At 73.7% G+C, this 22,982-nt stretch carries 22 protein-coding genes; 17 read left to right on the plus strand and 5 right to left on the minus strand.

Annotation, left to right across the window (positions count from 1 at the left end; genetic code table 11):
- Positions 1-77 precede the first annotated feature (77 nt).
- Positions 78-512, minus strand: coding sequence for a peptidase inhibitor family I36 protein (locus ACWCSU_RS50580; protein ID WP_364103653.1), 435 nt, complete (start codon positions 510-512; stop codon positions 78-80).
- A gap of 125 nt (positions 513-637) precedes the next feature.
- Here ACWCSU_RS50580 and ACWCSU_RS50585 point away from each other — a divergent pair, with 125 nt between their 5' ends.
- The 8 genes from ACWCSU_RS50585 to ACWCSU_RS50620 all read left to right on the plus strand — a co-directional run bounded on the left by ACWCSU_RS50585 (position 638) and on the right by ACWCSU_RS50620 (position 8,881).
- Positions 638-1,123 (plus strand): MarR family winged helix-turn-helix transcriptional regulator, encoded by a 486-nt coding sequence (locus ACWCSU_RS50585; protein ID WP_449944343.1) that lies wholly within the window; start codon positions 638-640, stop codon positions 1,121-1,123.
- A 79-nt stretch (positions 1,124-1,202) separates the two neighbouring features.
- A complete protein-coding gene (locus ACWCSU_RS50590; RefSeq protein ID WP_397039674.1) occupies positions 1,203-2,642 on the plus strand; it encodes an MFS transporter in 1,440 nt (479 codons plus the stop codon).
- 30 nt (positions 2,643-2,672) lie between these two features.
- Positions 2,673-3,152, plus strand: a complete 480-nt coding sequence (locus ACWCSU_RS50595) for a TIGR03618 family F420-dependent PPOX class oxidoreductase (protein WP_449944347.1) — start codon at positions 2,673-2,675, stop codon at positions 3,150-3,152.
- A 69-nt stretch (positions 3,153-3,221) separates the two neighbouring features.
- Positions 3,222-4,529 carry a hypothetical protein gene (locus ACWCSU_RS50600; protein WP_449944349.1) on the plus strand — a complete coding sequence of 436 codons (1,308 nt, stop codon included), beginning with the start codon at positions 3,222-3,224 and terminating at the stop codon, positions 4,527-4,529.
- Between the two features lie 55 nt (positions 4,530-4,584).
- Positions 4,585-5,667, plus strand: coding sequence for an NAD(P)H-dependent amine dehydrogenase family protein (locus ACWCSU_RS50605; RefSeq protein ID WP_357709534.1), 1,083 nt, complete (start codon positions 4,585-4,587; stop codon positions 5,665-5,667).
- Positions 5,664-6,200: a carboxymuconolactone decarboxylase family protein gene (locus tag ACWCSU_RS50610; protein ID WP_357709537.1), complete on the plus strand. Its 537-nt coding sequence runs from the start codon at positions 5,664-5,666 to the stop codon at positions 6,198-6,200. The genes ACWCSU_RS50605 and ACWCSU_RS50610 overlap by 4 nt, the downstream gene beginning before the upstream one ends.
- A 1-nt stretch (position 6,201) precedes the next feature.
- A complete protein-coding gene (locus tag ACWCSU_RS50615; RefSeq protein WP_449944353.1) occupies positions 6,202-7,800 on the plus strand; it encodes a GMC oxidoreductase in 1,599 nt (532 codons plus the stop codon).
- A gap of 97 nt (positions 7,801-7,897) precedes the next feature.
- The gene (locus ACWCSU_RS50620) at positions 7,898-8,881 is read left to right on the plus strand and encodes an alpha/beta fold hydrolase (protein ID WP_449944356.1); all 984 of its coding nucleotides are present in this window, start codon (positions 7,898-7,900) and stop codon (positions 8,879-8,881) included.
- 46 nt (positions 8,882-8,927) lie between these two features.
- On the opposite strand, the gene secD is transcribed toward ACWCSU_RS50620, so the two are convergent.
- The 3 genes from secD to ACWCSU_RS50635 form a co-directional block, all read right to left on the minus strand.
- Entirely contained in the window at positions 8,928-11,165 is a 2,238-nt protein-coding gene (gene secD / locus ACWCSU_RS50625) for a protein translocase subunit SecD (protein ID WP_449944359.1), read from the minus strand.
- Between the two features lie 39 nt (positions 11,166-11,204).
- Complete coding sequence (locus ACWCSU_RS50630) at positions 11,205-11,594, minus strand: hypothetical protein (protein ID WP_449944362.1); 390 nt, start codon at positions 11,592-11,594, stop codon at positions 11,205-11,207.
- 80 nt (positions 11,595-11,674) lie between these two features.
- Positions 11,675-13,291 (minus strand): amidase, encoded by a 1,617-nt coding sequence (locus ACWCSU_RS50635; RefSeq protein ID WP_449944365.1) that lies wholly within the window; start codon positions 13,289-13,291, stop codon positions 11,675-11,677.
- Positions 13,292-13,480: 189 nt separating this feature from the next.
- On the opposite strand from ACWCSU_RS50635, the gene ACWCSU_RS50640 reads away from it, so the two are divergent.
- Positions 13,481-15,343: an ABC transporter ATP-binding protein gene (locus ACWCSU_RS50640; protein ID WP_449944366.1), complete on the plus strand. Its 1,863-nt coding sequence runs from the start codon at positions 13,481-13,483 to the stop codon at positions 15,341-15,343.
- A gap of 3 nt (positions 15,344-15,346) precedes the next feature.
- Here the strand turns inward: ACWCSU_RS50640 and ACWCSU_RS50645 are convergent, their stop codons facing one another.
- Complete coding sequence (locus ACWCSU_RS50645) at positions 15,347-15,775, minus strand: GDSL-type esterase/lipase family protein (protein ID WP_449944368.1); 429 nt, start codon at positions 15,773-15,775, stop codon at positions 15,347-15,349.
- 538 nt (positions 15,776-16,313) lie between these two features.
- On the opposite strand from ACWCSU_RS50645, the gene ACWCSU_RS50650 reads away from it, so the two are divergent.
- The 8 genes from ACWCSU_RS50650 to ACWCSU_RS50685 all read left to right on the plus strand — a co-directional run.
- On the plus strand, positions 16,314-17,315 hold the full coding sequence (locus ACWCSU_RS50650) for an ABC transporter substrate-binding protein (protein ID WP_449944370.1): 1,002 nt from the start codon (positions 16,314-16,316) through the stop codon (positions 17,313-17,315).
- Positions 17,312-18,352 carry a methyltransferase gene (locus ACWCSU_RS50655; protein ID WP_449944373.1) on the plus strand — a complete coding sequence of 347 codons (1,041 nt, stop codon included), beginning with the start codon at positions 17,312-17,314 and terminating at the stop codon, positions 18,350-18,352. Before ACWCSU_RS50650 ends, ACWCSU_RS50655 begins: the two co-directional genes overlap by 4 nt.
- Before the next feature lie 160 nt (positions 18,353-18,512).
- The gene (locus tag ACWCSU_RS50660; protein ID WP_397039687.1) at positions 18,513-19,595 is read left to right on the plus strand and encodes a hypothetical protein; all 1,083 of its coding nucleotides are present in this window, start codon (positions 18,513-18,515) and stop codon (positions 19,593-19,595) included.
- Entirely contained in the window at positions 19,592-20,881 is a 1,290-nt protein-coding gene (locus tag ACWCSU_RS50665) for a hypothetical protein (protein ID WP_449944376.1), read from the plus strand. The genes ACWCSU_RS50660 and ACWCSU_RS50665 overlap by 4 nt, the downstream gene beginning before the upstream one ends.
- Positions 20,878-21,264 (plus strand): FixH family protein, encoded by a 387-nt coding sequence (locus ACWCSU_RS50670; RefSeq protein WP_449944379.1) that lies wholly within the window; start codon positions 20,878-20,880, stop codon positions 21,262-21,264. The genes ACWCSU_RS50665 and ACWCSU_RS50670 overlap by 4 nt, the downstream gene beginning before the upstream one ends.
- A 48-nt stretch (positions 21,265-21,312) precedes the next feature.
- Entirely contained in the window at positions 21,313-21,921 is a 609-nt protein-coding gene (locus ACWCSU_RS50675; RefSeq protein WP_357705435.1) for a helix-turn-helix domain-containing protein, read from the plus strand.
- Complete coding sequence (locus ACWCSU_RS50680; RefSeq protein ID WP_357705436.1) at positions 21,918-22,118, plus strand: ferredoxin; 201 nt, start codon at positions 21,918-21,920, stop codon at positions 22,116-22,118. Before ACWCSU_RS50675 ends, ACWCSU_RS50680 begins: the two co-directional genes overlap by 4 nt.
- 1 nt (position 22,119) lies before the next feature.
- The coding region (locus ACWCSU_RS50685; RefSeq protein ID WP_364103707.1) for a cytochrome P450 at positions 22,120-22,982 on the plus strand (863 nt) is incomplete at its 3' end.

Raw genomic sequence — 22,982 nt, forward strand, 5'->3', positions numbered from 1 at the left:
CCGCGGCGGCCGGATGGCCGGGAACGGCGACGGCCGGCCGCCGCCGAAATGGCGGGGCCGGCCGGAGGGTTCGAAGGTCAGCCGTGGGAGTCGACGGTCGCGGCGCGCTTGATGGTCAGCTCGTCGCCGCCGATGGAGCAGGCGGGGCCGTTGGGGCCGCCGAAGCGGACGGAGTCGAAGAAGTCGCGGAAGGTGCTGTAGAAGTTGCCCTTGCCGCGCGGGCCGGTGACGGCCGAGCAGCCGCCGTAGTCGGACTCGGAGTAGAGATGGATGAGCGTGTCGGTGCGGTTCCAGTCGGACTTGGCGCGATCGCCCATGCCCAGGGCGGCCAGGCTGGCCGTGCTCGCCTGGAGCTGGACGATGTCCCCGGTGCCGTCGAGGCCGGAGAAGAGGCAGTAGTTGCCTTCCTGGCAGCGGTCGTACCCTGTCGCCGCCTGGGCGGGGGACGCCACTGCGGCCAGGGCGGCCACGGCGATCGGTAATGCCAGAACGTGAAACTTCTTGCCCACCATACCTCCATGGACGAAACTTTCCTTCGGTCCGAACATACATAGTGAGATCAACTTGCGCTAGACCGTCAGGGCGGACGTTCTTCAGCGGATAATCCGCTACGGGATGACTTGGTAGCCTCGATGACATGACTTCGATGGCGCCCGCCCGCTCCGAGCACGACCTGTCGTTCCTGCTCGACCACACCAGCCACGTCCTGCGCACCCGGATGGCGGCGGCCCTGGCCGAGCTCGGGCTGACCGCGCGCATGCACTGCGTGCTCGTGCACGCCCTGGAGGAGGAGCGCACGCAGATCCAGCTCGCCGAGATCGGCGACATGGACAAGACCACGATGGTGGTGACCGTCGACGCCCTGGAGAAGGCCGGACTGGCCGAGCGGCGCCCGTCGAGCACCGACCGGCGGGCCCGGATCATCGCCGTGACCGAGAAGGGCGCACAGGTGGCGCGGCGCAGCCAGGAGATCGTGGACGGCGTGCACACCGCGGCCCTCGGCTCGATCCCCGACCAGGAGCGGGAGGTGCTGGTACGCGCCCTGAACCGGCTGGTCACCGGCCACCTGGAGACCCCGGTCGAGGCCCCGCAGCCGGTCCGGCGGGCCAGGGCGCGCGGCTAAATAGTTCCGTCGCATATCGTCTGCAACGGAACTATCTGCTACGGTCTCTCTTGTTGCACCCCTTGAACAGGAGACGACCATGTCCCTCACCTCCCGGCACACCGCCTTGGCCGTGCTGTCGACGTCCGCCCTGATGACCATCCTCGACGGCAGCATCGTCACCGTGGCCATGCCCGCCATCCAGCGCGACCTGGGGTTCTCCCCCGCCGGGCTGAGCTGGGTCGTCAACGCGTACCTGCTCGCGTTCGGCGGGCTGCTGCTGCTCGCCGGCCGGCTCGGCGACCTCGTGGGCCGCAGGACGTTGTTCCTGGCCGGGAACGCGGTGTTCACCGGCGCGTCCCTGCTGGCCGGCGCGGCGGGCAGCGAGGGCATGCTGATCGCCGCCCGCTTCCTGCAGGGCGTCGGCAGCGCGATGGCCTCGGCCGTCGTGCTCGGCATCCTGGTGACCCTGTTCACCGAGCCGCGCGAAAGGGCCAGGGCGATCGCGGTCTTCAGCTTCACCGGCGCGGCCGGCGCGTCGATCGGGCAGGTGCTCGGCGGCGTGCTCACCGACGCGCTGAGCTGGCACTGGATCTTCTTCATCAACCTGCCGATCGGGCTGGCGACGATCGCACTGGCGCTGCGCGCCCTGCCCGCCGACCGCGGCCTCGGCCTCGCGCGGGGCGCCGACGTGGCCGGCGCGCTGCTGGTCACCTCGGGCCTGATGCTGGGCATCTACACCGTGGTCAAGGTCGAGGAACACGGATGGCTCTCCGCGCACACCCTGGCGTTCGGCGCGGTCTCGCTGGCCCTGCTCGCCGGTTTCTTCGTCCGCCAGGCCACCGCGCGCACGCCGCTGATGCCGCTGCGCGTGCTGCGTTCCCGCAACGTCGCCGGGGCGAACGTCGTGCAGATGCTCGCGCTGTCGGCGATGTTCGCCTTCCAGATCATCGTCGCGCTCTACATGCAGAAGGTCCTCGGGTACGGCGCCCTCGGCACCGGCCTGGCGATGCTCCCGGCGGCGGTGGCGATCGGCGGCGTGTCGCTGTTCGTGTCGGCGCGGCTGAGCGCCCGCTTCGGCACACCCGCCGTGCTGCTGGCCGGGCTGGTGCTGCTGCTGGCCGCGATGGCCTGGCTCACGCGGGTGCCGGTGCACGCCGACTACGTCACCGATCTGCTGCCGGTCATGGTGCTGATCGCGGGTGGCGGGCTGGCGCTGCCGGCGCTGACCGCGCTCGGCATGTCGGCCGCCCGCGCGGACGACGCCGGCCTGGCCTCCGGGGTGTTCAACACCACCCAGCAGATCGGCATGGCGCTGGGCGTGGCCGTCCTGACCACCCTGGCGGCCTCCCGTACGCAGGAGCTGCGGGCCGGCGGGGCGGCCGAGGCCGCGGCGCTGACCGGCGGTTACCATCTGGCCTTCGCCACCTCGGCCGGGCTGCTCGCCGCGGCCGTCGTGGTCGCCCTGACCGTCCTGCGCCGGCCCCGGTCCGCCGCGCCCGCCGAGGCGCCCCGGACCGAGCAGCCGGCCGCCCTCTGACACCCCTTTCACGAAACGGAGCTGATCATCATGACCGAGCGCACCTACGGCCCCGGACAGGGCCCCGGCGCCCGCCCTCTCACCGAGGACGAACTCCTGCACATCCTCGCCCGCCAGCCCTTCGGCGTGCTGGCCACGCTCAAGCGCGACGGCCGTCCGCACCTGGCCTCGATGGCCCTGCGCTGGGACGCCGCCGAACGCGTCCTGCGCATCTCCTCGGCCGAGGGCCGCGTCAAGGTGCGCCACCTGCTCGCCGACCCGCGGGCGTCGGTGCACCTCCAGGGCGACAGCGTGCTGTCGTACGCCGTCGCGGAAGGCCGCGCGGAGATCTCCGAGCCGTCACTCACGCCGGGCGACGCGACCGGACGCGAGCTGCTGGAGATGGCCGGCGGCTTCCCCGACCCGGCGGACGAGGCCGCCTTCCTGGAGGAGATGACCAAGGGCCGCCGCCTGGTCATCAGGATCCGGGTGGACCACCTGTACGGCATCGCCCTGGACGCCGCCACCTGACCGGCGGCGGGTTGCCGGGGAACCGGCGGCACGACAAGGATGGCGTGATCGACAAGGGGGTGTCCTCGTATGCGGTTCCCGAACCGTCCGCTGGCGGTGATGCTGGCCGGGGCGCTGACCGCCTGCTCCGCGCCCGGTCCCGCCCCCGCGCCGAGTCCCGTCGCCGTGCCGGTGACCACGGCCGCGCCCACCCCCGTCCCGTCTGTGGCGGTCGCGACCCGGCCGCCGGTCGTGCGGCCCGAGCGCGGCGACTGCTCGGGGGCGAGCGCCCGTGACTTCGACGGCGACGGCGGCGACGACGTCGCCCTCGGCTACCTGGGCACCACCGGCCGGGTGCACGTGCTGTCGGCGGGCAAGGTCATCCACGTCCCCACCCCGCCGGGCAACAGGATGAAGGGCTTCGGCTGGTCGGTGACCATGGCCCACGTCAACGGCGACCGCTGCGCCGACCTCGTCGTCGGCACCCGTACGCTCACCGTGGCCGGCCGGAGGGGGGCGGGCGGGGTCTACGTCCTGTACGGCGGAGCCGCCGCCCCGCCACGCAAGCTCGTCTCGCCGCTGCCGCAGGAGGACGCGGCCTTCGGCGAGGCCGTCGCCGCCTACGGCGACCTGGTCGCGATCGGCGCGCCGCGGGAGCGGCCGGGAGGCGCGGTCTACCTGTTCAGGAAGGGCGTGTTCGTCCGGCGGATCACCCAGGAGACGCCCGGCGTGCCCGGCGCCTCCGAGGTCGCCGACCGTTTCGGCGACCGCCTCGCCCTCGGCCCGCTCGCCGGCGGCGGGGTGGGCCTCGTGATCGGCGCCACCGAGGAGCGCCGGGACGGCCCCGGCCGCCAGGACGCCGTCGACCGGGACGACCCGCCTCCCGGCGCGGTCACCGTGGTGCGCGACGTGACGGCTCCCCGGCTCAGCGGGACCCGGCTCCGGCCGCCGCGGGACGACGACGGCAAGCCCTGCGGGGGCTTCGGCGAGAGCATGGTGTACGTCCCGCGCACCGGGCCGGCCGTGTACTCGCCGCGATGCGGCCGGCTGCGGTTCTACGACCTCCGCCTCAGGACCCTCCGCACGGTGACGGCCCTGCGGGAGCCGTGGGACGTGGACCTGGCCGCCTCCGCCGACGGACGGGTGGCGGCCCTGGGCGGCGACTACGACGACCCCACCCTGCTGCTGCTGTCCCCGAAGGACCGGTCCGGCGACCGCCGGCTCACGGGCGACCACCTCGCCGACGCGACGCACAGGGGGATCGCGTTCAGCGGGAGCCGCGTCGTGGTGACGATGGAGGGGAACGCCGACGTGGCCCTCATCGATCCCGCCACGGGGAAGGCCGAGCTGCTCAGGACCGCCACGGGAGACCTCTTCATCAAGGCCGTCACAGGCTGACGGCCCCCGGCGAGGGGCCCTGTACACCAAACCAAGCGCTTGCTACGCTCCGCCCATGACGTCCACCGTGGTGTGGGGTACCGGCAACGTCGGCCGCGCCGCCATCAGGGCCGTGGAGGCCCATCCCGACCTCAGTCTCGCCGCCGTCCTCGTGCACTCCCCCGGCAAGGTCGGCCGCGACGCCGGGGAGCTCGCCGGTCTCGGCCGCGACCTCGGCGTCACCGCCACGGACGACGTCGCCGCCGTCCTGGCCGCCCGCCCGCGCGCCGTCGTGTACGCCGCCTCCGGCGACCTGCGTCCCGACGACGCCCTGGCCGACGTCGTACGGGCGATCCGGGCCGGCGCCGTCGTCGTCACGCCCTCCCTGTACGCCCTCTACGACCACCGTGGCGCCCCGCCCGAGCTGCGGGAACAGGTGCTGGCCGCCGTCGCGGAGGGCGGCGGCTCCCTGTTCGCCTCCGGCATCGACCCCGGCTGGGGCAACGACCTGCTTCCCCTGCTGCTCAGCGGCCTCGGCTCGGTCGTGGACGTGATCCGCTGCCAGGAGATCTTCGACTACTCCGGCTACGACCGCCCGGACGCGGTCCGGTACATGGTCGGCATGGGCGAGCCGATGGAGTACGAGCCGCCGATGATCGCGCCCACGGTCCCGTCGATGGTGTGGGGCGGCCAGGTACGGCTGATGGCGCGGGCCCTCGGCGTCACCCTGGAGGAGATCCGCGAGGTCGTGGAGCGGCGCCCGCTCGACCGTACGGTCACCACCGCCCGCATGGGCGTGTTCGAGGCCGGCACCCAGGGCGCGGTGCGGTTCGAGGTGCAGGGCGTCGTGGAGGGTGAGCCGCGCATCGTGATCGAGCACGTCACCCGCATCCACCCCTCCTGCGCCCCCGACTGGCCGCTCCCGCCGGACGGCGGCGACGGCGCCCACCGGGTGATCGTCGAGGGCAGCCCGCGCATCGAGGTCACGATCGAGGCCACCGACGAGGGCGGCAACCGCTCGGCGGGCGGGAACGCCACCGCGGCCGGCCGGCTGGTGAACGCCGTCGACTGGCTCGCCGCCGCCCCGCCCGGTCTGTACGACGCGCTCGACGTCCCGTTGCGCCCCGCGTCCGGCCGGCTCGGAAGGAAGAACCCGTGATCGTCGACGTTCCCGGCGGCAAGGATCCGATCGCCTACGTCTGGGGCGAGATGGTCCCCGGCATCGGCACCGCCGCCTCGAAGTTCTCCATGGCCGTCTACGCCCACACCACGCTGGGCCTGCGCGAGTTCGAGGCGGCCCGGCTGCGCATCGCGCAGATCAACGGATGCGTCTTCTGCCTCGACTGGCGCACCGAGCGCGACGGCGTCAAGGTCGAGGACGGCTTCGCCGACGCGGTCGCCGGCTGGCGGACCACCGGCGCCTTCGACGCGCGCACCCGGCTCGCCGCCGAGTACGCCGAGCGGTACGCCCTGGACCACCACGGGCTCGACGAGGAGTTCTGGTCCCGGATGACCGAGCACTACAGCGAGAAGGAGATCGTGGAACTGAGCATGAGCATCGGTTCCTGGTGGGCCTTCGGCCGGCTCAACCACGTGCTGGGCCTCGACACGGCCTGCATGCTGACCGGCGGCCCGTCCCCCTCCGTCAGACCGACCGAGTCTCCGTCCAGCCGACCGAGCGAGGGCCCGTGACATGAACCCCAGCCGCCGCACCTTCATCGCCGGAACCGCCTCCCTCCTGGGCGCCGCCGCCCTGCCCGGCCGCGCCGCCGCCGCTGCCGTCGCCGCCGGCCCGATCGCGGACGGCGCCCGCGTCCCCACCCTGGTGATCGGCACCGGGTACGGCGGCTCGGTGGCCGCACTGCGCCTGGCCCAGGCGGGCGTCGAGGTGCACATGATCGAGATGGGCATGGCCTGGGACACGCCCGGCTCGGACGGCAAGATCTTCTGCAACACGCGCGAGCCCGACTACCGCTCGTACTGGCTGCGTACCAGGACCAAGGCGCCGCTCAACTACTTCCTCGGCTTCCCCATCGACCGGGACATCCCTCGCTACACCGGCATCCTGGACGCCGAGGAGTTCGCCGGCATCACGGTCTACCAGGGCCGCGGCGTCGGCGGCGGATCGCTGGTCAACGGCGGCATGGCCGTCACGCCCAAACGGGAGAACTTCGCCTCGGTGCTGCCGTCGGTCGACGCCGACGAGATGTACGGCGTCTATTACCCGCGCGCCAACTCCGGCCTCGGCGTCGGCCTGGTGGACCCGGCCTGGTTCGACACCACCGCGTGCTACCAGTACGCCCGCGTCGGCCGCAAGCACGCCCAGCGCTCCGGCTTCCCGTTCACCTTCGTGCCCGACGTGTACGACTGGGACTACATGAAGCAGGAGGCGGCCGGCACGGCCCCCCAGTCGGCGCTGGCCGGCGAGATCCTGTACGGCAACAACCACGGCAAGAAGTCCCTGCAGAAGACCTACCTCGCGCGGGCGGGCGCGACCGGCAAGGTGACGATCTCGCCGCTGCACCGGGTCACCTCGGTCGCCCCGGCGGCGGGCGGCGGCTACACCGTCCGGATCGACCAGCTCGCCACCGACGGCTCGGTCACCGCCGCCAAGACCGTCACGGCCGCCCGGGTCTTCTTCGCCGCGGGCAGCGTCGGCACCAGCAAGCTGCTGGTCAGGCTGAAGGCCACCGGCGCGCTGCCCGGCCTGAACGACGAGGTCGGCAAGGGCTGGGGCGACAACGGCAACGTGATGTGCGGCCGGGCCAACCACCTGTGGGACCCGACCGGCAAGCTGCAGTCGGCCATCCCGTGCGCGGGCATCGACAACTGGACGGCCGGGGGCGCGTTCGCCGAGGTGGCGCCGCTGCCGACCGGGATCGAGACGTACGCCTCGTTCTACCTGTCGATCACCAACACCCCGCACCGGGCGCAGTTCTCCTGGAACGCCGCGACCGGCAAGGTGGACCTGAGCTGGCAGACCGCCTGGAAGCAGACGTCCATCGACATGGCGAAGACGATCTTCGACAAGATCAACTCCAAGGAGGGGACGATCTACCGCACCGACCTGTTCGGCGTGTACAAGATCTGGGGCGACCACCTCACCTACCACCCGCTCGGCGGCGCGGTGCTGAACCGGGCCACCGACAACTACGGCCGCCTGGCCGGACACCCCGGCCTGTACGTCATCGACGGTTCGCTGATCCCCGGCAACACCACGGTGAACCCGTTCGTCACCATCACGGCGCTGGCCGAGCGGAACATCGAGAAGATCATCGCCACCGACCTTTAGCGCAGGGTTTGCCGAAACGGCAACGGAGTTGGCGGGCCGCGGCACGGGTCGCGCATGATCCTGGTGACAGACCAGGACACACGTGCGTGGAGGAACGATGTCACAGCCCACCCCGGTCGCCGAGGGCGTCCACCGCCTGGCGCCCTCCCCCGCCGGCCGCGTCCATCTCGTGGAGGCGGGGCAGGGGCCGCTGGTGCTGCTGGTGCACGGTTTCCCCGAGTCCTGGTACTCCTGGCGGCACCAGCTCCCGGCGCTGGCCGCCGCCGGGTACCGGGCGGTGGCGGTGGACGTGCGCGGCTACGGCCGCTCGTCCAAGCCGGCGGACGTGGCCGCGTACCGGATGACCGAGCTGGTCGAGGACGGCGTGGCGGTGGTGCGGGCGCTGGGCGAGCGGACCGCGGTGATCGTCGGCCACGACTGGGGCGCCTCGATCGCGGCCCACAGCGCCCTGCTGCGGCCGGACGTCTTCCGCGCGGTCGCCATGCTCAGCGTGCCGTACACGCCGCGCGGCGGGCCGCGTCCCACCGAGGTGTTCGCCGCCATGGGCGGGACGGACGAGTTCTACGTCAGCTACTTCCAGACGCCCGGCCGGGCCGAGGCCGAGATCGAGCCGGACGTCCGGGGCTGGCTGGCGGGCGTGTACGCGGCCCTGTCCGCCGGGACCATGCCGGGCCCGGACGCGCCCCACCCGCTGTTCGTGGCCCCGGGCGGCAGGATGCGCGACCGGTTCCCGGCGGACGGCACGCTGCCCGGCTGGCTGAGCGAGACCGACCTCGACTTCTACGCCGCCGAGTTCGAGCGCACCGGCCTGACCGGCGCGCTCAACCGCTACCGCAACATGGACCGCGACTGGGCCGACCTCGCGCCCCACGACGGCGCGCCCGTCACCCAGCCCTCGCTGTTCGTCGGCGGCGCCGACGACGCCACCACCCGATGGCTCTCCGCCGCGATCGACGCCTTCCCCGCCACCCTGCCGGGCCTGGTCTCCTCCCGTCTCCTGGACGACTGCGGCCACTGGGTCCAGCAGGAGCGGCCCGCCGAGGTCAACGCCATCCTCCTCGACTGGCTCGCCCGGCTCTGACGCGGACACCGCGGGCCCGCCCGCTGGGGGGCGGGCCCGCGGCCGGTCACAACACCGCTCCCGAGCCCTCGCGGGGCCGCCGGGCGGCCTTGGGCGCGGGCGGCTGGGGTGCCGGACGGCGGTCATACCTGGCCAGGCCGATGGCCGCCGGGCCCGCCACGAACGACGAGGTCAGCGTGCCCACGACGATCCCGGTGACCAGCGCGATCGCGAAGTCACGCAGCGAGTCGCCGCCGAAGACGGCCAGCGCGACCAGGACGAACAGCGCGCCGAGCCCGGTGTTGACGGTCCGCGGCACGGTCTGCAGGATCGCCGTGTTCACCGCCTCGGCCAGCGGCGCGGTGCGGCGGGCGGCCCACAGCTCCCGCACCCGGTCGAACACCACCACCTTGTCGTTGACCGAGTAGCCGACCACGGTCAGCATCGCGGCCAGGAACACGCCGTCCACCGGCTTGCCGAGCCAGGCGAACAGCCCGATCACCACGGCCAGGTCCACCAGCAGCGCCAGCACGGTCGCCGTGCCGAACGTCCACCGGAACCGCACCGCCAGGTAGACGAGCTGGGCCGCCACGGCCACGCCGAGCGCGATGACGGCGTTGCGGCGCAGCTCCTCGCCCAGCGTGGGGCCGATGAACTCGTCACGCCGCTTGGTCACCTCGCCGGCCTGCCCCTCCAGCGCGGCCTGGACCTTGGCCGGGTCGAGCTGCCCCGCGCGTACGGCCACGCCGTCGCCGGTGGCCTGCACGACCGCGCCCGGATACCCGGCCTCGCTCACCAGCCGCCGGGCCGTGTCGGCCTCGACCGGCCTGGACGTGCCGAACTCCACGAGCCGGCCGCCGGTGAACTCGACCCCGAAGTCCAGCCCGCGGGTGAACAGCCCGGCCAGCGCCGCGACGGCCAGGCCGCCCGCGACCGCCAGCCACACCTTCCTGGCCTTCATGAGCTGCGGGTTCCGGCGGGCCAGCCACGTCCTGACGGCGCCGGGCGAGGCGAGGCCCGACAGGCGCGGCCCGATCCGCGCGGCGACGGCCTGGGTGAGCACGCGGGTGATCAGCATGGCCGACACCAGCGAGGCCAGCACGCCGATCGCCAGCGTCACGCCGAACCCCTTGACCGGCCCGGAGGCCAGCCAGAACAGCAGCCCGGCGGCGATGAGCGTGGTGACGTTGGAGTCGGCGATGGCGCTCCAGGCGTTCTTGAACCCCCGGTTGAGCGCCGGCGCGAGCCCGCGTGCCGGGGCCAGGCCGTACTCCTCCCTGGCGCGTTCGAAGACGAGCACGTTGGCGTCGACCGCCATGCCGATCGCCAGCACGAACCCGGCCAGTCCGGGCAGCGTGAAGGTCGCGCCCATCGCGACCAGCGCGGCGTAGGAGATCAGGCCGTAGCACATCAGCGCGATGGCGGCCAGCAGGCCGGACAGGCGGTAGACCGCGATGATGAACAGGGCGGTCAGCACCAGCCCGACGATCGCGGCCTTGACGCTGGCCTCGACGGCGGCCTCGCCCAGCGTGGGGCCGACCGTCCGCTGCTCGACCAGGTCGAGCGGCACGGGCAGCGCGCCGCCCTTGATCAGCACGGCCAGGTCGCGGGCCTCCTCGTGGGTGAAGGACCCGGTGATCTGGGTGCTGCCGCCGGGGATGCCGGTCCCGCACGCGACGGACGGGTCGAGCTGCGGCGAGGAGATGATCTTCTTGTCGAGCACGATGGCGACGCGCCGCCTCGGGTCGCCCTCCGGCTGGCAGGCGGCCGCGCCGGTCATCTGCTGCCAGGCGTCGGCGTCGCGGAAGTCCACCGTGACCCACCAGCCGGGCCCCTGCTGCGGGTCGCTGCGCTCGGCGGCGTCGCTGACGCCGTCGCCGCTGATCGCCGCCGGGCCGAGCGCGAGCGGGCGGCCGCTCTCGTCGGGCAGCGCGGTGGCGTCGCCGTCCTTGGCCGGGCCGGTGACCGGGTGGAAGGCGAGCTGGGCGGTACGGCCGATGACCTCGGCCGCCTTGCTGGGGTCGAGCACGCCGGGCAGCTCGACGATGATCCGCTTCTCGCCGGAGCGGACCAGGGTGGGATCGACGACCCCCAGCGCGTCCGCCCGGCGGCGGAGCACGTCGAGGGCGCGGTCGGTGGCCGAGGAGTCGGCCTGGACCGTCGGGGAGTCTCTGGCCTCGAAGACGAGCTGGGTACCGCCGCGCAGGTCGAGGCCGAGGCGTGGCGTGGCGGTGAGGGACAGGATGATCGAGGTCGCGATGACGGCCAGCGCCGCCAGCGCGCGCCACATGGGCGCACGTGACATGAAGCCTCCACAGGCTCAGGTGTGCGGAAGAGGGGATCTTCAGAGCACCGTGGAGGGAGGCGCGCGGGCCGCCGCCGCGCCCTGGGGGCGGTCGGCGGCGGCGCGGGAGCCGGGCCGCCGTACGACGGCCGACCAGACCTGCGGCAGACGGGCCGGGGCGGCGGCGGGCAGCGCCGGGCCGCCCGGCCCCGCCTGGTCGTGCCCGCCGTGCCTGATCTGCGCGAGCGGAGGCGGCGGCGGCGTGGAGCCGAACTGGACGGCGGCGGCCTGGTCGATCGCCGCCCGGATCGCCGCGACCTGCGGGGCGACCTGGGAGGCGACCTGGCTGTGCCCGATCCCGGGCCCGGCCCCGTGACCGGCCGCCTGGCCGATCGTGGGAAGCAGCCACGACAGGACGAGAAGAAGGGCGGCGGGCAACCTGGTGCGCACGTCGCCTCCTTCCCGTCGCGGTGGCCGTGGTTGGCCGTGGTGGCCGTCGTCGTCCCTACCGTAGCCCGCCGCCGGGCCGCTCAGGGCAGGGTGCGCAAGTACGTCGGCGGCCTACGGACCTGAGCGGCCTGCTCGAAGGCGTACGCGAGGGCGATCAGGGACGGCTCGGACAGACGCCCGCCGAAGAAGGTGACGCCGAGCGGCAGGACGTCCCTGGCGTAACCGGCCGGGACGGTGACCGCCGGATACCCGGAGATCGCCGAGGGCGCGGAGGAGGCGACGAACCCGGTGAAGTCATCGCCCTTGGTCAGGTCGGTCAGCCAGGCCGCGTGGTTGGTGGGGGCGAGCAGCGCGTCCAGGCGGCCGGCGGCCATCGCGGAGTCGATCGCGCGGCGGGCCAGGGTGGTGGCCTTGTCCCGGAGGGCGCGGTAGGCGGGGTCGTCCAGGTCGCCGGTGGTGGCCTGCGCCTGCTCGAAGATCTCCTGCCCGAAGTAGCGCAGTTCGGTCCCGGCGTGCCGCCGGTTGAAGTCGATCAGCCCGGCCAGGTCGGCGGGGTGCCGTCCGGGGGTGGCGGCCAGGTAGGCGTTCAGGTCGTGCTTGAACTCGGTCAGCAGCGCGGGGAACTCGGCCTCGCCGGCTTCGTCCATGCCTTCCAGCTCGACGTCCACGACGGTCGCGCCGCGGGCCCTGAGGGTGGCGACGGTGGCGTCCAGGGCGGCGCGCACCTCCTGGTTGTCGCCCGCGACCGAGTGCCACACGCCGACGCGGGCGCCGTTCAGCGCGCCGGGCCGCAGGGCCTTGAGGTAGTCGCGGTCGCCGCCCGGGACGGTGGCGGGGTCGCGCGGGTCCGGCCCCTGGATGGCCGAGAGCACGGCGGCGGCGTCGGTGACGTTCCTGGTGATCGGGCCCGCGGTGTCCTGCCGGGACGACAGCGGCACCACGCCGGCCCGGCTGACCAGCCCGAGCGTGGGCTTGATGCCGACCACGCCGTTGATCCCGGCCGGGCAGACGATCGAGCCGTCGGTCTCGGTGCCGATGGTGACCGCGGCCAGGGTGGCGGCGGCGGCGACCGCCGAGCCGCTGCTCGACCCGCAGGGGTTGCGGTCCAGGACGTAGGGGTTGTTGGTCTGCCCGCCGACCGCGCTCCACCCGCTGGAGGACGGGCTGGAGCGGAAGTTCGCCCATTCCGACAGGTTCGCCTTGCCCAGGATCACCGCCCCGGCCGCGCGCAACCGCTGGACGAGGAACGCCTCCGCGCCCGGCCGGGAGCCGAGCAGCGCCTGCGAGCCGGCGGTCGTGCGCAGCGGCGCGGCGGTGTCGATGTTGTCCTTGAGCAGGACCGGGACGCCTTCCAGCGGTCCGTGCGCGCCGCGGCGGCGACGCCGGTCGCTGGACTCGGCCTCGCGCAGCGCGGCGGAGTTGGTCTGGATGACCGCGTGCAGCAGCGGGTCCACCGCGCGGATACGGTCGAGGTAGAAGCGGGTGAGCGTCACCGCGTCGAAGCGGCCGCGGTCCATGGCGCGCTGCAGGTCGAGCACGGTGGCGCGGTCGAGGTCCAGGCCGCGCAGGACGGTGCCGGCGACGGCAGGGACAGGGGCCGCCTCGCGCGCGTGCGCGGGGGCGGCCGCGGTTAACCCGGCGGCGAGGGCGAGCGCGAGCGCGGCGGCCACTCGGCGGGCGGGCTTCATGAGCGTCATGGCTGTCGAGCCTAGCCAGAATGCTTTCGCTGGAAAATATTCCACTTCGTATATATTCTCGCGGGCTGCCCGCGTGACGCGTCCCTGTCTGGCGGGTCGTGGACAGGCGGCTGGCGTCCGGGCCACCGTCCTGTCACCCCGCCGGCCGCGGAGGCGGAAACCGTCGGTGGCCGCCCGCACACTCAGCGCATGCCCGATGAGCCTCTGGAACTCGGTGAGATCACCATCTCCGACTGGTACGCCCACAACGACAAGATGGCCGAGGTCGGCTTCCTGACCATCGCCAGACGCCTGCCCTCGCTCGTCGCCCAGGCGATGAGCATGTCCTGGCGGGCCGGCCCCCGCGACACCGTGGCCACCATCGCGCTCAACCTCCTCGGCGGCCTGTTCACCGCCTTCGGCCTGCTGGCCACGACCGGCGTGCTGAGCGCCCTGTTCAGCGAGGGCCCGACCCCCGACCGCGTGCTGGCCGCCCTGCCCAGCCTCGTCCTGGTCGGCGCGGCCGCCGTGCTGCGCACGGTGGTCCAGGCCGGCGCGGGCTGGGCCCAGTCACGCCTCACCCCGCAGATCTCCCGCCACACCGAGGAACGCCTCTACGGCCTGACCAGCCAGGTGGAGCTGGTCGCCTACGACGACCCGGAGTTCCACGACAGCCTCGAACGCGCCAACCAGCGCGGCGTCAGCGTGGCCAGCTCGGTGGTCAGCTCGGCCATCAACGTCGTCACCGCGGCCGTCGGCATCGCGGCGGCGGCGGGCGTGCTGGGCGTGCTGCACCCGGTCCTGCTGCCGCTGCTCCTGCTGGCCGTGCTGCCCGACGCGTGGGCCACCGTGCGCGGCGCCCGCATGCGCTACTCGACGATGTACTCCCTCATCCCCGCCCGCCGCCGCAAGTGGATCATCGCCGAGCTGCTGGCCGACCGCGAGCCCGCCGCCGAGGTGCGCTCGTTCACCATGCGCGGCTTCCTGCTGCGCATGTACGACGCGGTCGCCAAGGCCGAGCAGGACGTCCTGCTCGTCCTGGCCAGACGCCAGACCCTGGCCCGCCTGGTCGGCGAGGCCCTGGGCGGCCTCGGCACCGCCCTGGTCTACGTCGCGCTCGGCCTGCTGCTGGCCCTGGCCGCGATCCCGCTGGCGGTCGCCGGCACCGCGGTGCTGGCCATCAGGACCGGCCAGACGTCGCTGGCCAACCTCCTCTACGCCACCAACCGCCTCTACGAGGACGGCCTCTACTTCACCGACTTCCTCCAGTTCTGCGCCGACGCCGAACGCCGCGTCCCCGGCGCCCGCCCGGCGGCCGTGCCCGAGAGGTTCGAGCGCATCGTGGCCGACGACGTGACGTTCACCTATCCGGGCGCCGAGCAGCCGGCGCTGCGCGGGGTGACGGTCGAGATCAAGCGCGGCGAGATCATCGCGTTCGTGGGCGAGAACGGCTCCGGCAAGACCACCCTGGCCAAGATCCTGTCCGGCCTGTACGAGCCCGACTCCGGCGGCGTCTCCTGGGACGACGTCGACCTGGCCGACGTGCCCCCCGACGAGCTGCGCCTGCGCACGGCCGTCATCGCCCAGGACCACACCCGCTGGCCGCTCACCGCCCGCTACAACATCACCATGGGCACCGACAAGGGCGAGGCCGCCCTGGTCGCGGCGGCCTCGGTCGCCGGCGCCGACGAGGTGGTCGCGGGCCTGCCCCACGGCTACCGCACGCTGCTCGACCGCCGGTTCAAGGACGGCCAGGAGCTGTCCGGCGGCCAGTGGCAGCGCGTCGCCGTGGCCCGTGGCTTCCACCGCGACGCCGACCTGCTCATCTGCGACGAGCCCACGGCGGCCCTCGACGCCCGCGCGGAGCACGCCCTGTTCGAGCGCATCCGCGACCACTCCGAGGGCCGCACGGTCCTGCTCATCACCCACCGCCTGGCCAGCGTGCGGTACGCCGACCGCATCTACGTCCTCGACCACGGCAAGGTCACCGAGCAGGGCGACCACCAGGCCCTGATGGCGCTCAACGGCCTCTACGCCGACCTCTACACCCTTCAGGCCGCCGCCTACCGCTGATCCTCAGCGGCGCAGCAGCCCGGGCGGCACGGCCTCGGCCAGCGCCTTGTACCCCGCCGGGTTCAGGTGCAGGTGGTCGCCGACGTCGTAGGCGGGCAGCAGGTTGCGGGGGGCGGCCGGGTCGCGGGCCGCGCGGTCGAGGTCGATCACGGCGTCGAACGTGCCGCTCGTCCGGATCCACTCGTTGAGCTGCTGCCTGGCCGCCTCCCGGTGGCCGCCGGGGTCGTCGTAGGAGGTGTTGCCGCCGAAGGGGGTGAGGGTGGCGCCGTACACCCGCAGGTCCCGGGCGTGGGCGCGGGTGACGATCTGGTCGTAGGCGGCGATCAGGTCGCCGGCGACCTGGCGTTGCGCGGCCTGGGTGGCGGGGGCGATGCCGATGTCGTTGACGCCCTCGAAGAGGATCAGCCAGGCCAGGCCGCTCCGGGCGAGCACGTCGCGGTCCAGCCGGGCCAGGGCGGCCGGGCCGAGGCCGTCGTTCAGCAGCGAGCGTGAGGTCCACCAGGTCGGACACGACCTGCGCCCCGGCCGGCACGACGGTGGCCGGACGGCCGTGGAAGGTCAGGGGCCGCGCGGTGCCGGCCCGGATCGCGCTCACCCCGGCCGCCTCGCCCTCCGGGAACGCGATGGAGGCCCGGGTGATGGGCAGCGGCGCGCCGCCGAAGGCGTTGGAGAAGCGCACCCGTACACGTTTGCCGCCGGCCGAGACGCGGACGGTCTGCCGCAGGGCGGGGTCGGCCTGCCCATGGACACTCCGAAAGTTTCGGCGAGGACGCGAATATTTCTTTCGGAAGGTATGCCGAGCCGGGACCCGGGTCAACAGCGGTGCCCGCTTCTGACACGGCGCCATTCCCGTTCTGACCGGACGTTGCAAGGCAGGCGTCCCGGTGGTGCACTCAAGGGCGTTGGTTCCGACCTGTGTCCAGGCCGCCAGCGGGAGCGAGGGCCGGCGGCGGACCTCGAAGGGAGAACCGTGAGACGATTACGTCCGCTGCTGCTGTTCCTGCTGCTCGCCCTGGCCGCGGGCTGCGGCGGGGCCGCGCCCGGCGCCCCGGGGGCCACCGGCTCCGGCGCGCCGCTGGAGAAGATCAGGATCGGCGTCATCCCGATCCCCGACAGCGCGCTGGTCTACATCGCCCGCGACCGCGGCTACTTCGCCGCCGAGGGGCTGTCGGCCGAGCCGGTGGTCGTGCAGGGCGGCGGCCCGGCGATCGACAGGATGAAGGGCGGCGCCCTGGAGTTCGGGCTGGTCAACTACGTCACGGCGGTTCTGTACCAGCGGCGGGAGCCGGGGCGGCTGAAGCTGGTCGCCGACGCCTACCACGCCGCGCCGGGCGCGTTCCAGCTCTTCGTGGCGCCCGGCAGCCCGATCAGGAGCGTGCGCGACCTGCGGCCGTCGGGCGGCGTGAAGAGGAGCGTCGCGGTGGCCACGCTGCGGTCGGTCGGCACGCTGAGCGCCGAGACCGTGCTCGCCGCGGCCGGGCTGTCGGCGGACGACGTCGCGTTCAAGGAGCTCCCCCTGCCCGACATGCCGGCCGCGCTGGCCGCGGGCACGGTGGACGTGGCCTGGATGACCGAGCCGTTCATCACCGCCTACGCCCGGCAGGGCGGCAGGTCGCTGGGCGACGCCATGGCGAACGTCCCGGCCGGGTGGCCGATCGCCGGGTGGGCCGCGACCGCGTCGTACGCGAGCGCCCGTCCACGGGCCGTGGCCGGGTTCCAGCGGGCCATGGCCCACGCCCAGCTCGACGCCCGGGACCGGACGCTGGTCACCGGGGTGCTGGGGACGTACACGAAGATCCCGCGCGAGGTCCTGCCGACGATCACGCTCGGCACGTTCCCCGCCGCGCTGGAGCCCGAAGGGCTGCAGTCGGTGGTGGACACCATGGTGAGGTTCGGTTACCTGCCCGCGCCGCTGCGGGCGGAGAGCATGATCGTCCGGCCGGCCTGGGAGCCGGGGAAGGGGAACCCATGAGCGAGACGCCGGAGCGGGCGCGGGTGCTGCGCCTGGTCGACGACTTCATCCTGTACGCCGCCGTCCGGGCCGCCCTGCGGCTGTCGGTCTTCGACCTGCTGGCCGCCGGGCCGTGCGCCGTGGACGAGCTGGCCGACGAGATCGCCGCGGGCGGGACCGGGCGTCCCGACGAGACGCTGCTGGGCCGCCTGCTGCGCACGCTGGACCACCTGCGGCTGGTCGAGCGGGACGCCCGCGGCCGCTACCTGCTCACCGGCGAGGGCGACCTGCTCACCAGCGGCCGGGACGACTCCCTGGCCCCCGCCGCGCTGATGTGGGGCGAGGAGCTGTGGCGCGACTCGGCCGACCTGCTGCACCGGACGATCACCACAGGTGAGCCCGCCGCCCTGGAGCTCCACCAGGTGGACTCCCCCTACGCCTGGCTGGGCACCCGGCCCGCGGCCGGCGCGCTGTTCAACGAGTTCATGGCCACCCGCAGCGTCACCGTGGCCCGCGCGCTGGCCGGGCAGGACCTGACCGGTGTGGACGCGGTGGCCGACATCGGCGGCGGCACCGGCATCGTCCTGGCCACGATCCTGGCGGCCCACCCGCGGCTGCGCGGCGTGCTGTTCGAGCTGCCCGAGGTGGCGGCCCAGGCCCGGAGTCACCTGGACGGCCGGGCGGGCATCACCGTGGCCGAGGGCGACATGTTCGCCGACCCGCTGCCCCGGGCGGGCCTGTACCTGCTGGGCAACATCCTGCACAACTACCCCGACGAGCAGGCCGCCAAGCTGCTGGCGCGGCTCGCCGCCCTGATGGACGGCCGCGCCGAGCTGTGGATCGTGGACGCCGTCCTCGACGACGACCCGCGCCGCTCGCCGACGTCGGCGGTGGCGCTGGACATGAAGATGCTCACGCTGTTCAGCGGCGGCCAGGAACGCACGCTGACCCAGGTCGGGAACCTGCTGGGGGCCGCGGGGCTGCATGTCGCCCGCACCGATCCGCTCCCCCACGGGCTGCATCTGGTGGTGGCCAGGCAGCGCCCCGCCACGGAATGAGCCCCCGCGTGGACCCTTCGCCGTCGCGCGCGTCCGGCGTCCGTCGACGAGACTGGCGGCCACGGGCGGGGGCCCGGGCCGCTCGGTGATGGTGATCTTGGTCTTCCCGCCACTTCGCGGCTTCTGCAAGTATTCGATCATGGAAGAAGGGAGACGCGAAGTGGCAGAGAGCAACACGGGCATTCGGCGATTACTTGCGGACTCTGGGGAGCCGCGTGGCTGGGTCCCGCTCCGGACGGATCTCGTCACCGCGCTGCTGGGGGTCTGGTTCGGCGTCGGGCTGATGATCGACGCGTGGGCGCACAGCAACCGCAGCGACCTGGAGACGTTCTTCACGCCGTGGCACGCGGCCTTCTACTCGGGGTTCGCGGCGGTGTCCGGCTGGATCATCTGGCAGGTGTTCCGCAACGTGCGGCTCGGCCGCCAGGGGCTGGCCGCCGTTCCCCAGGGCTATCTGGCCGGGCTGGTCGCCATCCCGGCGTTCGCCCTCTTCGGGCTGGCCGACATGACCTGGCACACCGTGCTCGGCATCGAGACGAGCGTCGACATCCTGTTCAGCCCGTCCCACCTGGGGCTGATCGTGACCATGCTGCTCATCATCACCACGCCGCTGCGCTCGGCCTGGAACGCCCCCGACACGGGCGTGCGGCCCTCGCTCCGGCGGCTGTTCCCGGCGCTGGCCGGGCTCGCGTTCGCGGCCACGCTGGTGTCGCTGTTCCTGTCGTACGGCGACGCCCTGCAGTACCGGTCCGCACACATCGTCGAGGCGTTCTCCAGCGTCGAGGACGCGGGCGCCGACCGTCTGGCCACCGCGATGGTCATCAGCAACGTCATCCTGCTCACCCCGGTGCTGCTGCTGGTCCGGCGGTGGAACCTGCCCTTCGGCGCGGTGACCGTCATGTACACGGTCGCCGTCCTGATGCCCGGCGCGCAGACGGCGTTCGAGAACGTGCCGACGCTGCTCACGTTCGTCGCCGCGGGCCTGGCGAGCGACGTGCTGATCCGGCTGCTGCGCCCGTCCGGCGCGCGGCGGGGCGCCTACTGGGCCTTCGCCGGGCTGTCGGCCTTCGTCACCTGGTCGCTCTACATCGGGGTCGCCTCGGCGGCCGGTGGCGGCCTGCCCGCGGTGCCCGAGCTGTGGACCGGCGCGCCGGTGGTGGCCGGGCTGATCGGCCTGGCGCTCGGTGCGCTGTTCCTGCCGAACGCGCTCCCCGCGGACGCGGCCGACGCCGGACGGGCATGATCCGGCCGCTCCGGGTCCTGTGTCTCGTCGCCGTACTCCTGCTCGCGGGGGCCGCACCGGCCGCGGCTCACAACGTCACGGCCGGTGCGGACCTGCGCTTCGCCCAGACGATCGCCGGCGCCGAGCTGACGGTCGTGATCAAGGGCACGTCGCGGGTGCCGGGGCCGCTGCTGATCGGCGTGATCGCCTACGAGCCGGCGACCGGGCCGCCGGTCGGCCTGGAGGTGCGCTCGGTCGAGGACGGCCACAAGGTGACGGCCACCGCGCAGCCGTCCGCCACCCCGCGGTACGTCAAGCTCCCGGTCGAGCGCACCGGGCCGCACGAGCTCAGGCTGACGGCGGGGGGCGAGGTCGCCGTGCTGCCGTTCCGCGTCCTGGTGGACCGGGGCTCCGCCGGCGAGTTCCTGATCTACGGCGGCCTGCTCGTGGCCGGGCTGCTGCTGGTGGGCGGCCTGCTGACCGGGGCGCTGTCGCGCAGGACCCCGGCGATGCTGCTGGCCGGGGGCGCGGCGGCCGCGGTGACGGTGGCCGCGATGGTCGTCGTGTTCGAGCCCGCGCTGCCGCCTCCGCCGCCCGACGGCGCCGTCCCGACGGTGGACACGCGGGCGGTGGGGGCGCCGGCGGCCGGACGGCCCTTCGCGCGGGGACGGGTGACGACCCTCCCGGCCAGCCCGGCCCCCGGCGAGGAGTTCACGCTGCGCCTCGACCTCACCGACGGCTCGACCGGGCACCCGGTGGACGATCTCGTCCTGCACCACGAGGCGCTCGCCCACCTGGTCGTCACCAGCGAGGACGGCGCGTACTTCCGGCACCTGCACCCGCTGCGCACCGCGCCGGGACGGCTGGAGGTCCGGCTGCGCGCCGACCGGCCGGGCCGGTTCCTGGCCTACGCGGAGCTAGAACGCGAGGACTCCGGCGGCCAGCTGCTCGACGGCGCGTTCCGGGTCGCCGGGCACGCGCCTGCCGTGCTGCCCACGCCGCCCGCCACGGGGATCACGCCGGTGCTGCGGCCGTCCGTGCCGGTCGCGGGGCGTCCGACGGCGATCGAGGTGGGCATCGGGGTCACGCCGCGGCAGTGGCTGGGCATGTCCGGGCACCTGATCGTGCGCAGCCAGGACGGCACGTTCTTCGGCCACGTGCACGAGATGAGCGTGCCCGCGCCCCGGCTGCGCTTCACCTTCAGCTTCCCCGCCCCGGGCCGCTACCTGGCCTGGGCCCAGTACGCGGCCGGCGACCGGATCGTCACCGTGCCCTTCACCGTCGAGGTCGCGGAGGCTCTCGGATGAGGCGGATCCTGGCCGTCGCCGCCCTGCTCGCGGCGGCCCTGGCGGTGTTCCTGTACGTGCGCGGCTCGGCGCCCGGCCCGCTCACCCTCACCAGCGCCGGCACGCGGTACGCCGTCACGGTCGTGGTCCCGAGGCCGACGGCGGGCCGCGTCACGGCCGAGGTCCAGGTGACCTCCGGCGAGCCGCGGACGGTGACGCTGTCGACGGTGATGCCCGGCATGGGCCACTCGACCCCGGAGATCGTCGCCGACGCGCGGGGGCCGGGCCGCTACGTGGCCGAGGGCGAGCTGTTCCCGATGGCCGGGGTGTGGGAGCTGTCGGTCCGGCTGAACGGCGCGGCGGGAGAGGAGGTGCTGGTGGTCAAGGCGCCCATCACGGGATGAAGACGCCCGACTCTTGACGAATGAAATGAACGATCTTTTAATTCGTCCATGGGACGTATCGCCGGCGTCACCGCCGCCGAGACGCGGGAACGCCTGCTGCGCGCCGCCGCGGACGTCTTCGCCAGGCGCGGCTACGACGGCACCCGCGTCGCCGACATCGCCGCCGCGGCGGGGGTGAGCAACGGCGCCCTGTACGCCCACTTCGGCTCCAAGGCCGGCCTGCTCGTGGCCGCGCTGGGCGCGCACGGCCGGCGGCTGCTGGCCGGACTGTTCGCCGACGACCCCGATCGTCCGGTCGCCGACCTGCTCGTCGCCGCCGGCCGCCGGCTCCCCCGTCCCCGGGACGCCGGCGGCGACCTCATCGTCGAGGCGCTGGTCGCCGCCCGCCGCGACGAGGACGTGGCCCTGCCCATGCGCGACTACGTCGGCGAGCGCGCCCACTGGCTGGCCGGCCTGGTCCGCGCCGGCCAGGACGGCGGCGAGCTCGACCACGCCCTGTCACCGGAGGCCGTCGCCCACTTCTGCCTCCTGCTCGCGATGGGCAGCGCGCTCATCGCCCCGGACCCCCACCAGGTGGACGAGGAGGAGTGGGCCAGGCTGCTCATCCGCGTCGTCGCCGCCCTCTCCCCCGCCCCACCGCACGAAGGAACGCCGTGAGAGCACAGATCGACCCCGGGCGCTGCCAGGGACATGGCCGCTGCTACGACCTCGCCCCCGACCTGTTCGGCGAGGACGACGAAGGTTACGGAACGGTCCTCGGCGACGGCGCGGTGACGCCGGACCACGAGCGCACGGCGCGGCTGGCCGTCTCCAACTGCCCCGAGCGGGCGATCGACCTCCTCGGGGAGGCGTGACATGAGCGTGGACGAGCGCTTCGTCAAGAACTTCGGCGAGCCGGGCGACGACGAGGAGATCGGCACCCGCAGCGAGATCGTCACCGGGCCGGTCTCGGATTGGGCCACCGACTTCTCCCACCTGGAGCCGGAGTGGGCCGCCGACCCGTACCCGATCCAGGACGACCTGCGGCAGCGTTGCCCGATCGCGCACACCGACCGGTTCGGCGGCGGCTGGCTGCCCACCCGCTACGAGGACGTCGCCGCCGTCGCCTACGACACCGAGCGGTTCTCCTCACGCTCGATCATCATGAGCAACTTCCGTCCGCCGCGCGAGAGCGCGCCCGTGGGCGGCACGCCGCCGATCTCGTCCGACCCGCCCTTCCACCACGACGCCCGCAAGCTGCTGCTGCCCGCCTTCACCAAGACGGCCGTCGCCAGGCGGGAGGAGTCGACGCGGGCGCTGTGCCACGAGCTGATCGACGGCCTGGAGGGCCAGGACGTCGTGGACGCGGCCCGCGACTACGCCCAGCACATCCCGATGCGGGTGATCGCCGACATGCTGGGCTTCCCGCCCGAGGACGGCCCGCGCTTCCGCGAGTTCATCGAGAACGCCCTCGAAGGCGTCAACCTGCCGCCCGAGCAGCGGACCGCCAACATGGGCCGGCTCTTCGACTACCTGCTGGACCAGATCCGCGACCACGTGGAACACCCGCGCGACGACCTCACGACCTACCTCGTCGAGGCCGAGCTGTACGGCCACAAGCTGGAGGCCGGGCACGTGGCGGGCACGATCGCCCTGCTGCTGATCGCGGGCATCGACACCACCTGGAGCGCCATCGGCGCCTCCCTGTGGCACCTGGCCAAAACCCCCACAGACCGCGA

Source organism: Nonomuraea sp. NPDC001699, assembly GCF_053596455.1.

Excerpts from the sequence above, each read along its gene's own strand:
- ACWCSU_RS50580 (WP_364103653.1), bottom strand. The coding sequence starts at position 512 with ATGGTGGGCAAGAAGTTTCACGTTCTGGCATTACCGATCGCCGTGGCC.
- ACWCSU_RS50585 (WP_449944343.1), top strand. The coding sequence starts at position 638 with ATGACTTCGATGGCGCCCGCCCGCTCCGAGCACGACCTGTCGTTCCTG.
- ACWCSU_RS50590 (WP_397039674.1), top strand. The coding sequence starts at position 1,203 with ATGTCCCTCACCTCCCGGCACACCGCCTTGGCCGTGCTGTCGACGTCC.
- ACWCSU_RS50595 (WP_449944347.1), top strand. The coding sequence starts at position 2,673 with ATGACCGAGCGCACCTACGGCCCCGGACAGGGCCCCGGCGCCCGCCCT.
- ACWCSU_RS50600 (WP_449944349.1), top strand. The coding sequence starts at position 3,222 with ATGCGGTTCCCGAACCGTCCGCTGGCGGTGATGCTGGCCGGGGCGCTG.
- ACWCSU_RS50605 (WP_357709534.1), top strand. The coding sequence starts at position 4,585 with ATGACGTCCACCGTGGTGTGGGGTACCGGCAACGTCGGCCGCGCCGCC.
- ACWCSU_RS50615 (WP_449944353.1), top strand. The coding sequence starts at position 6,202 with ATGAACCCCAGCCGCCGCACCTTCATCGCCGGAACCGCCTCCCTCCTG.
- ACWCSU_RS50620 (WP_449944356.1), top strand. The coding sequence starts at position 7,898 with ATGTCACAGCCCACCCCGGTCGCCGAGGGCGTCCACCGCCTGGCGCCC.
- secD (WP_449944359.1), bottom strand. The coding sequence starts at position 11,165 with ATGTCACGTGCGCCCATGTGGCGCGCGCTGGCGGCGCTGGCCGTCATC.
- ACWCSU_RS50635 (WP_449944365.1), bottom strand. The coding sequence starts at position 13,291 with ATGACGCTCATGAAGCCCGCCCGCCGAGTGGCCGCCGCGCTCGCGCTC.
- ACWCSU_RS50640 (WP_449944366.1), top strand. The coding sequence starts at position 13,481 with ATGCCCGATGAGCCTCTGGAACTCGGTGAGATCACCATCTCCGACTGG.
- ACWCSU_RS50655 (WP_449944373.1), top strand. The coding sequence starts at position 17,312 with ATGAGCGAGACGCCGGAGCGGGCGCGGGTGCTGCGCCTGGTCGACGAC.
- ACWCSU_RS50665 (WP_449944376.1), top strand. The coding sequence starts at position 19,592 with ATGATCCGGCCGCTCCGGGTCCTGTGTCTCGTCGCCGTACTCCTGCTC.
- ACWCSU_RS50670 (WP_449944379.1), top strand. The coding sequence starts at position 20,878 with ATGAGGCGGATCCTGGCCGTCGCCGCCCTGCTCGCGGCGGCCCTGGCG.
- ACWCSU_RS50675 (WP_357705435.1), top strand. The coding sequence starts at position 21,313 with ATGGGACGTATCGCCGGCGTCACCGCCGCCGAGACGCGGGAACGCCTG.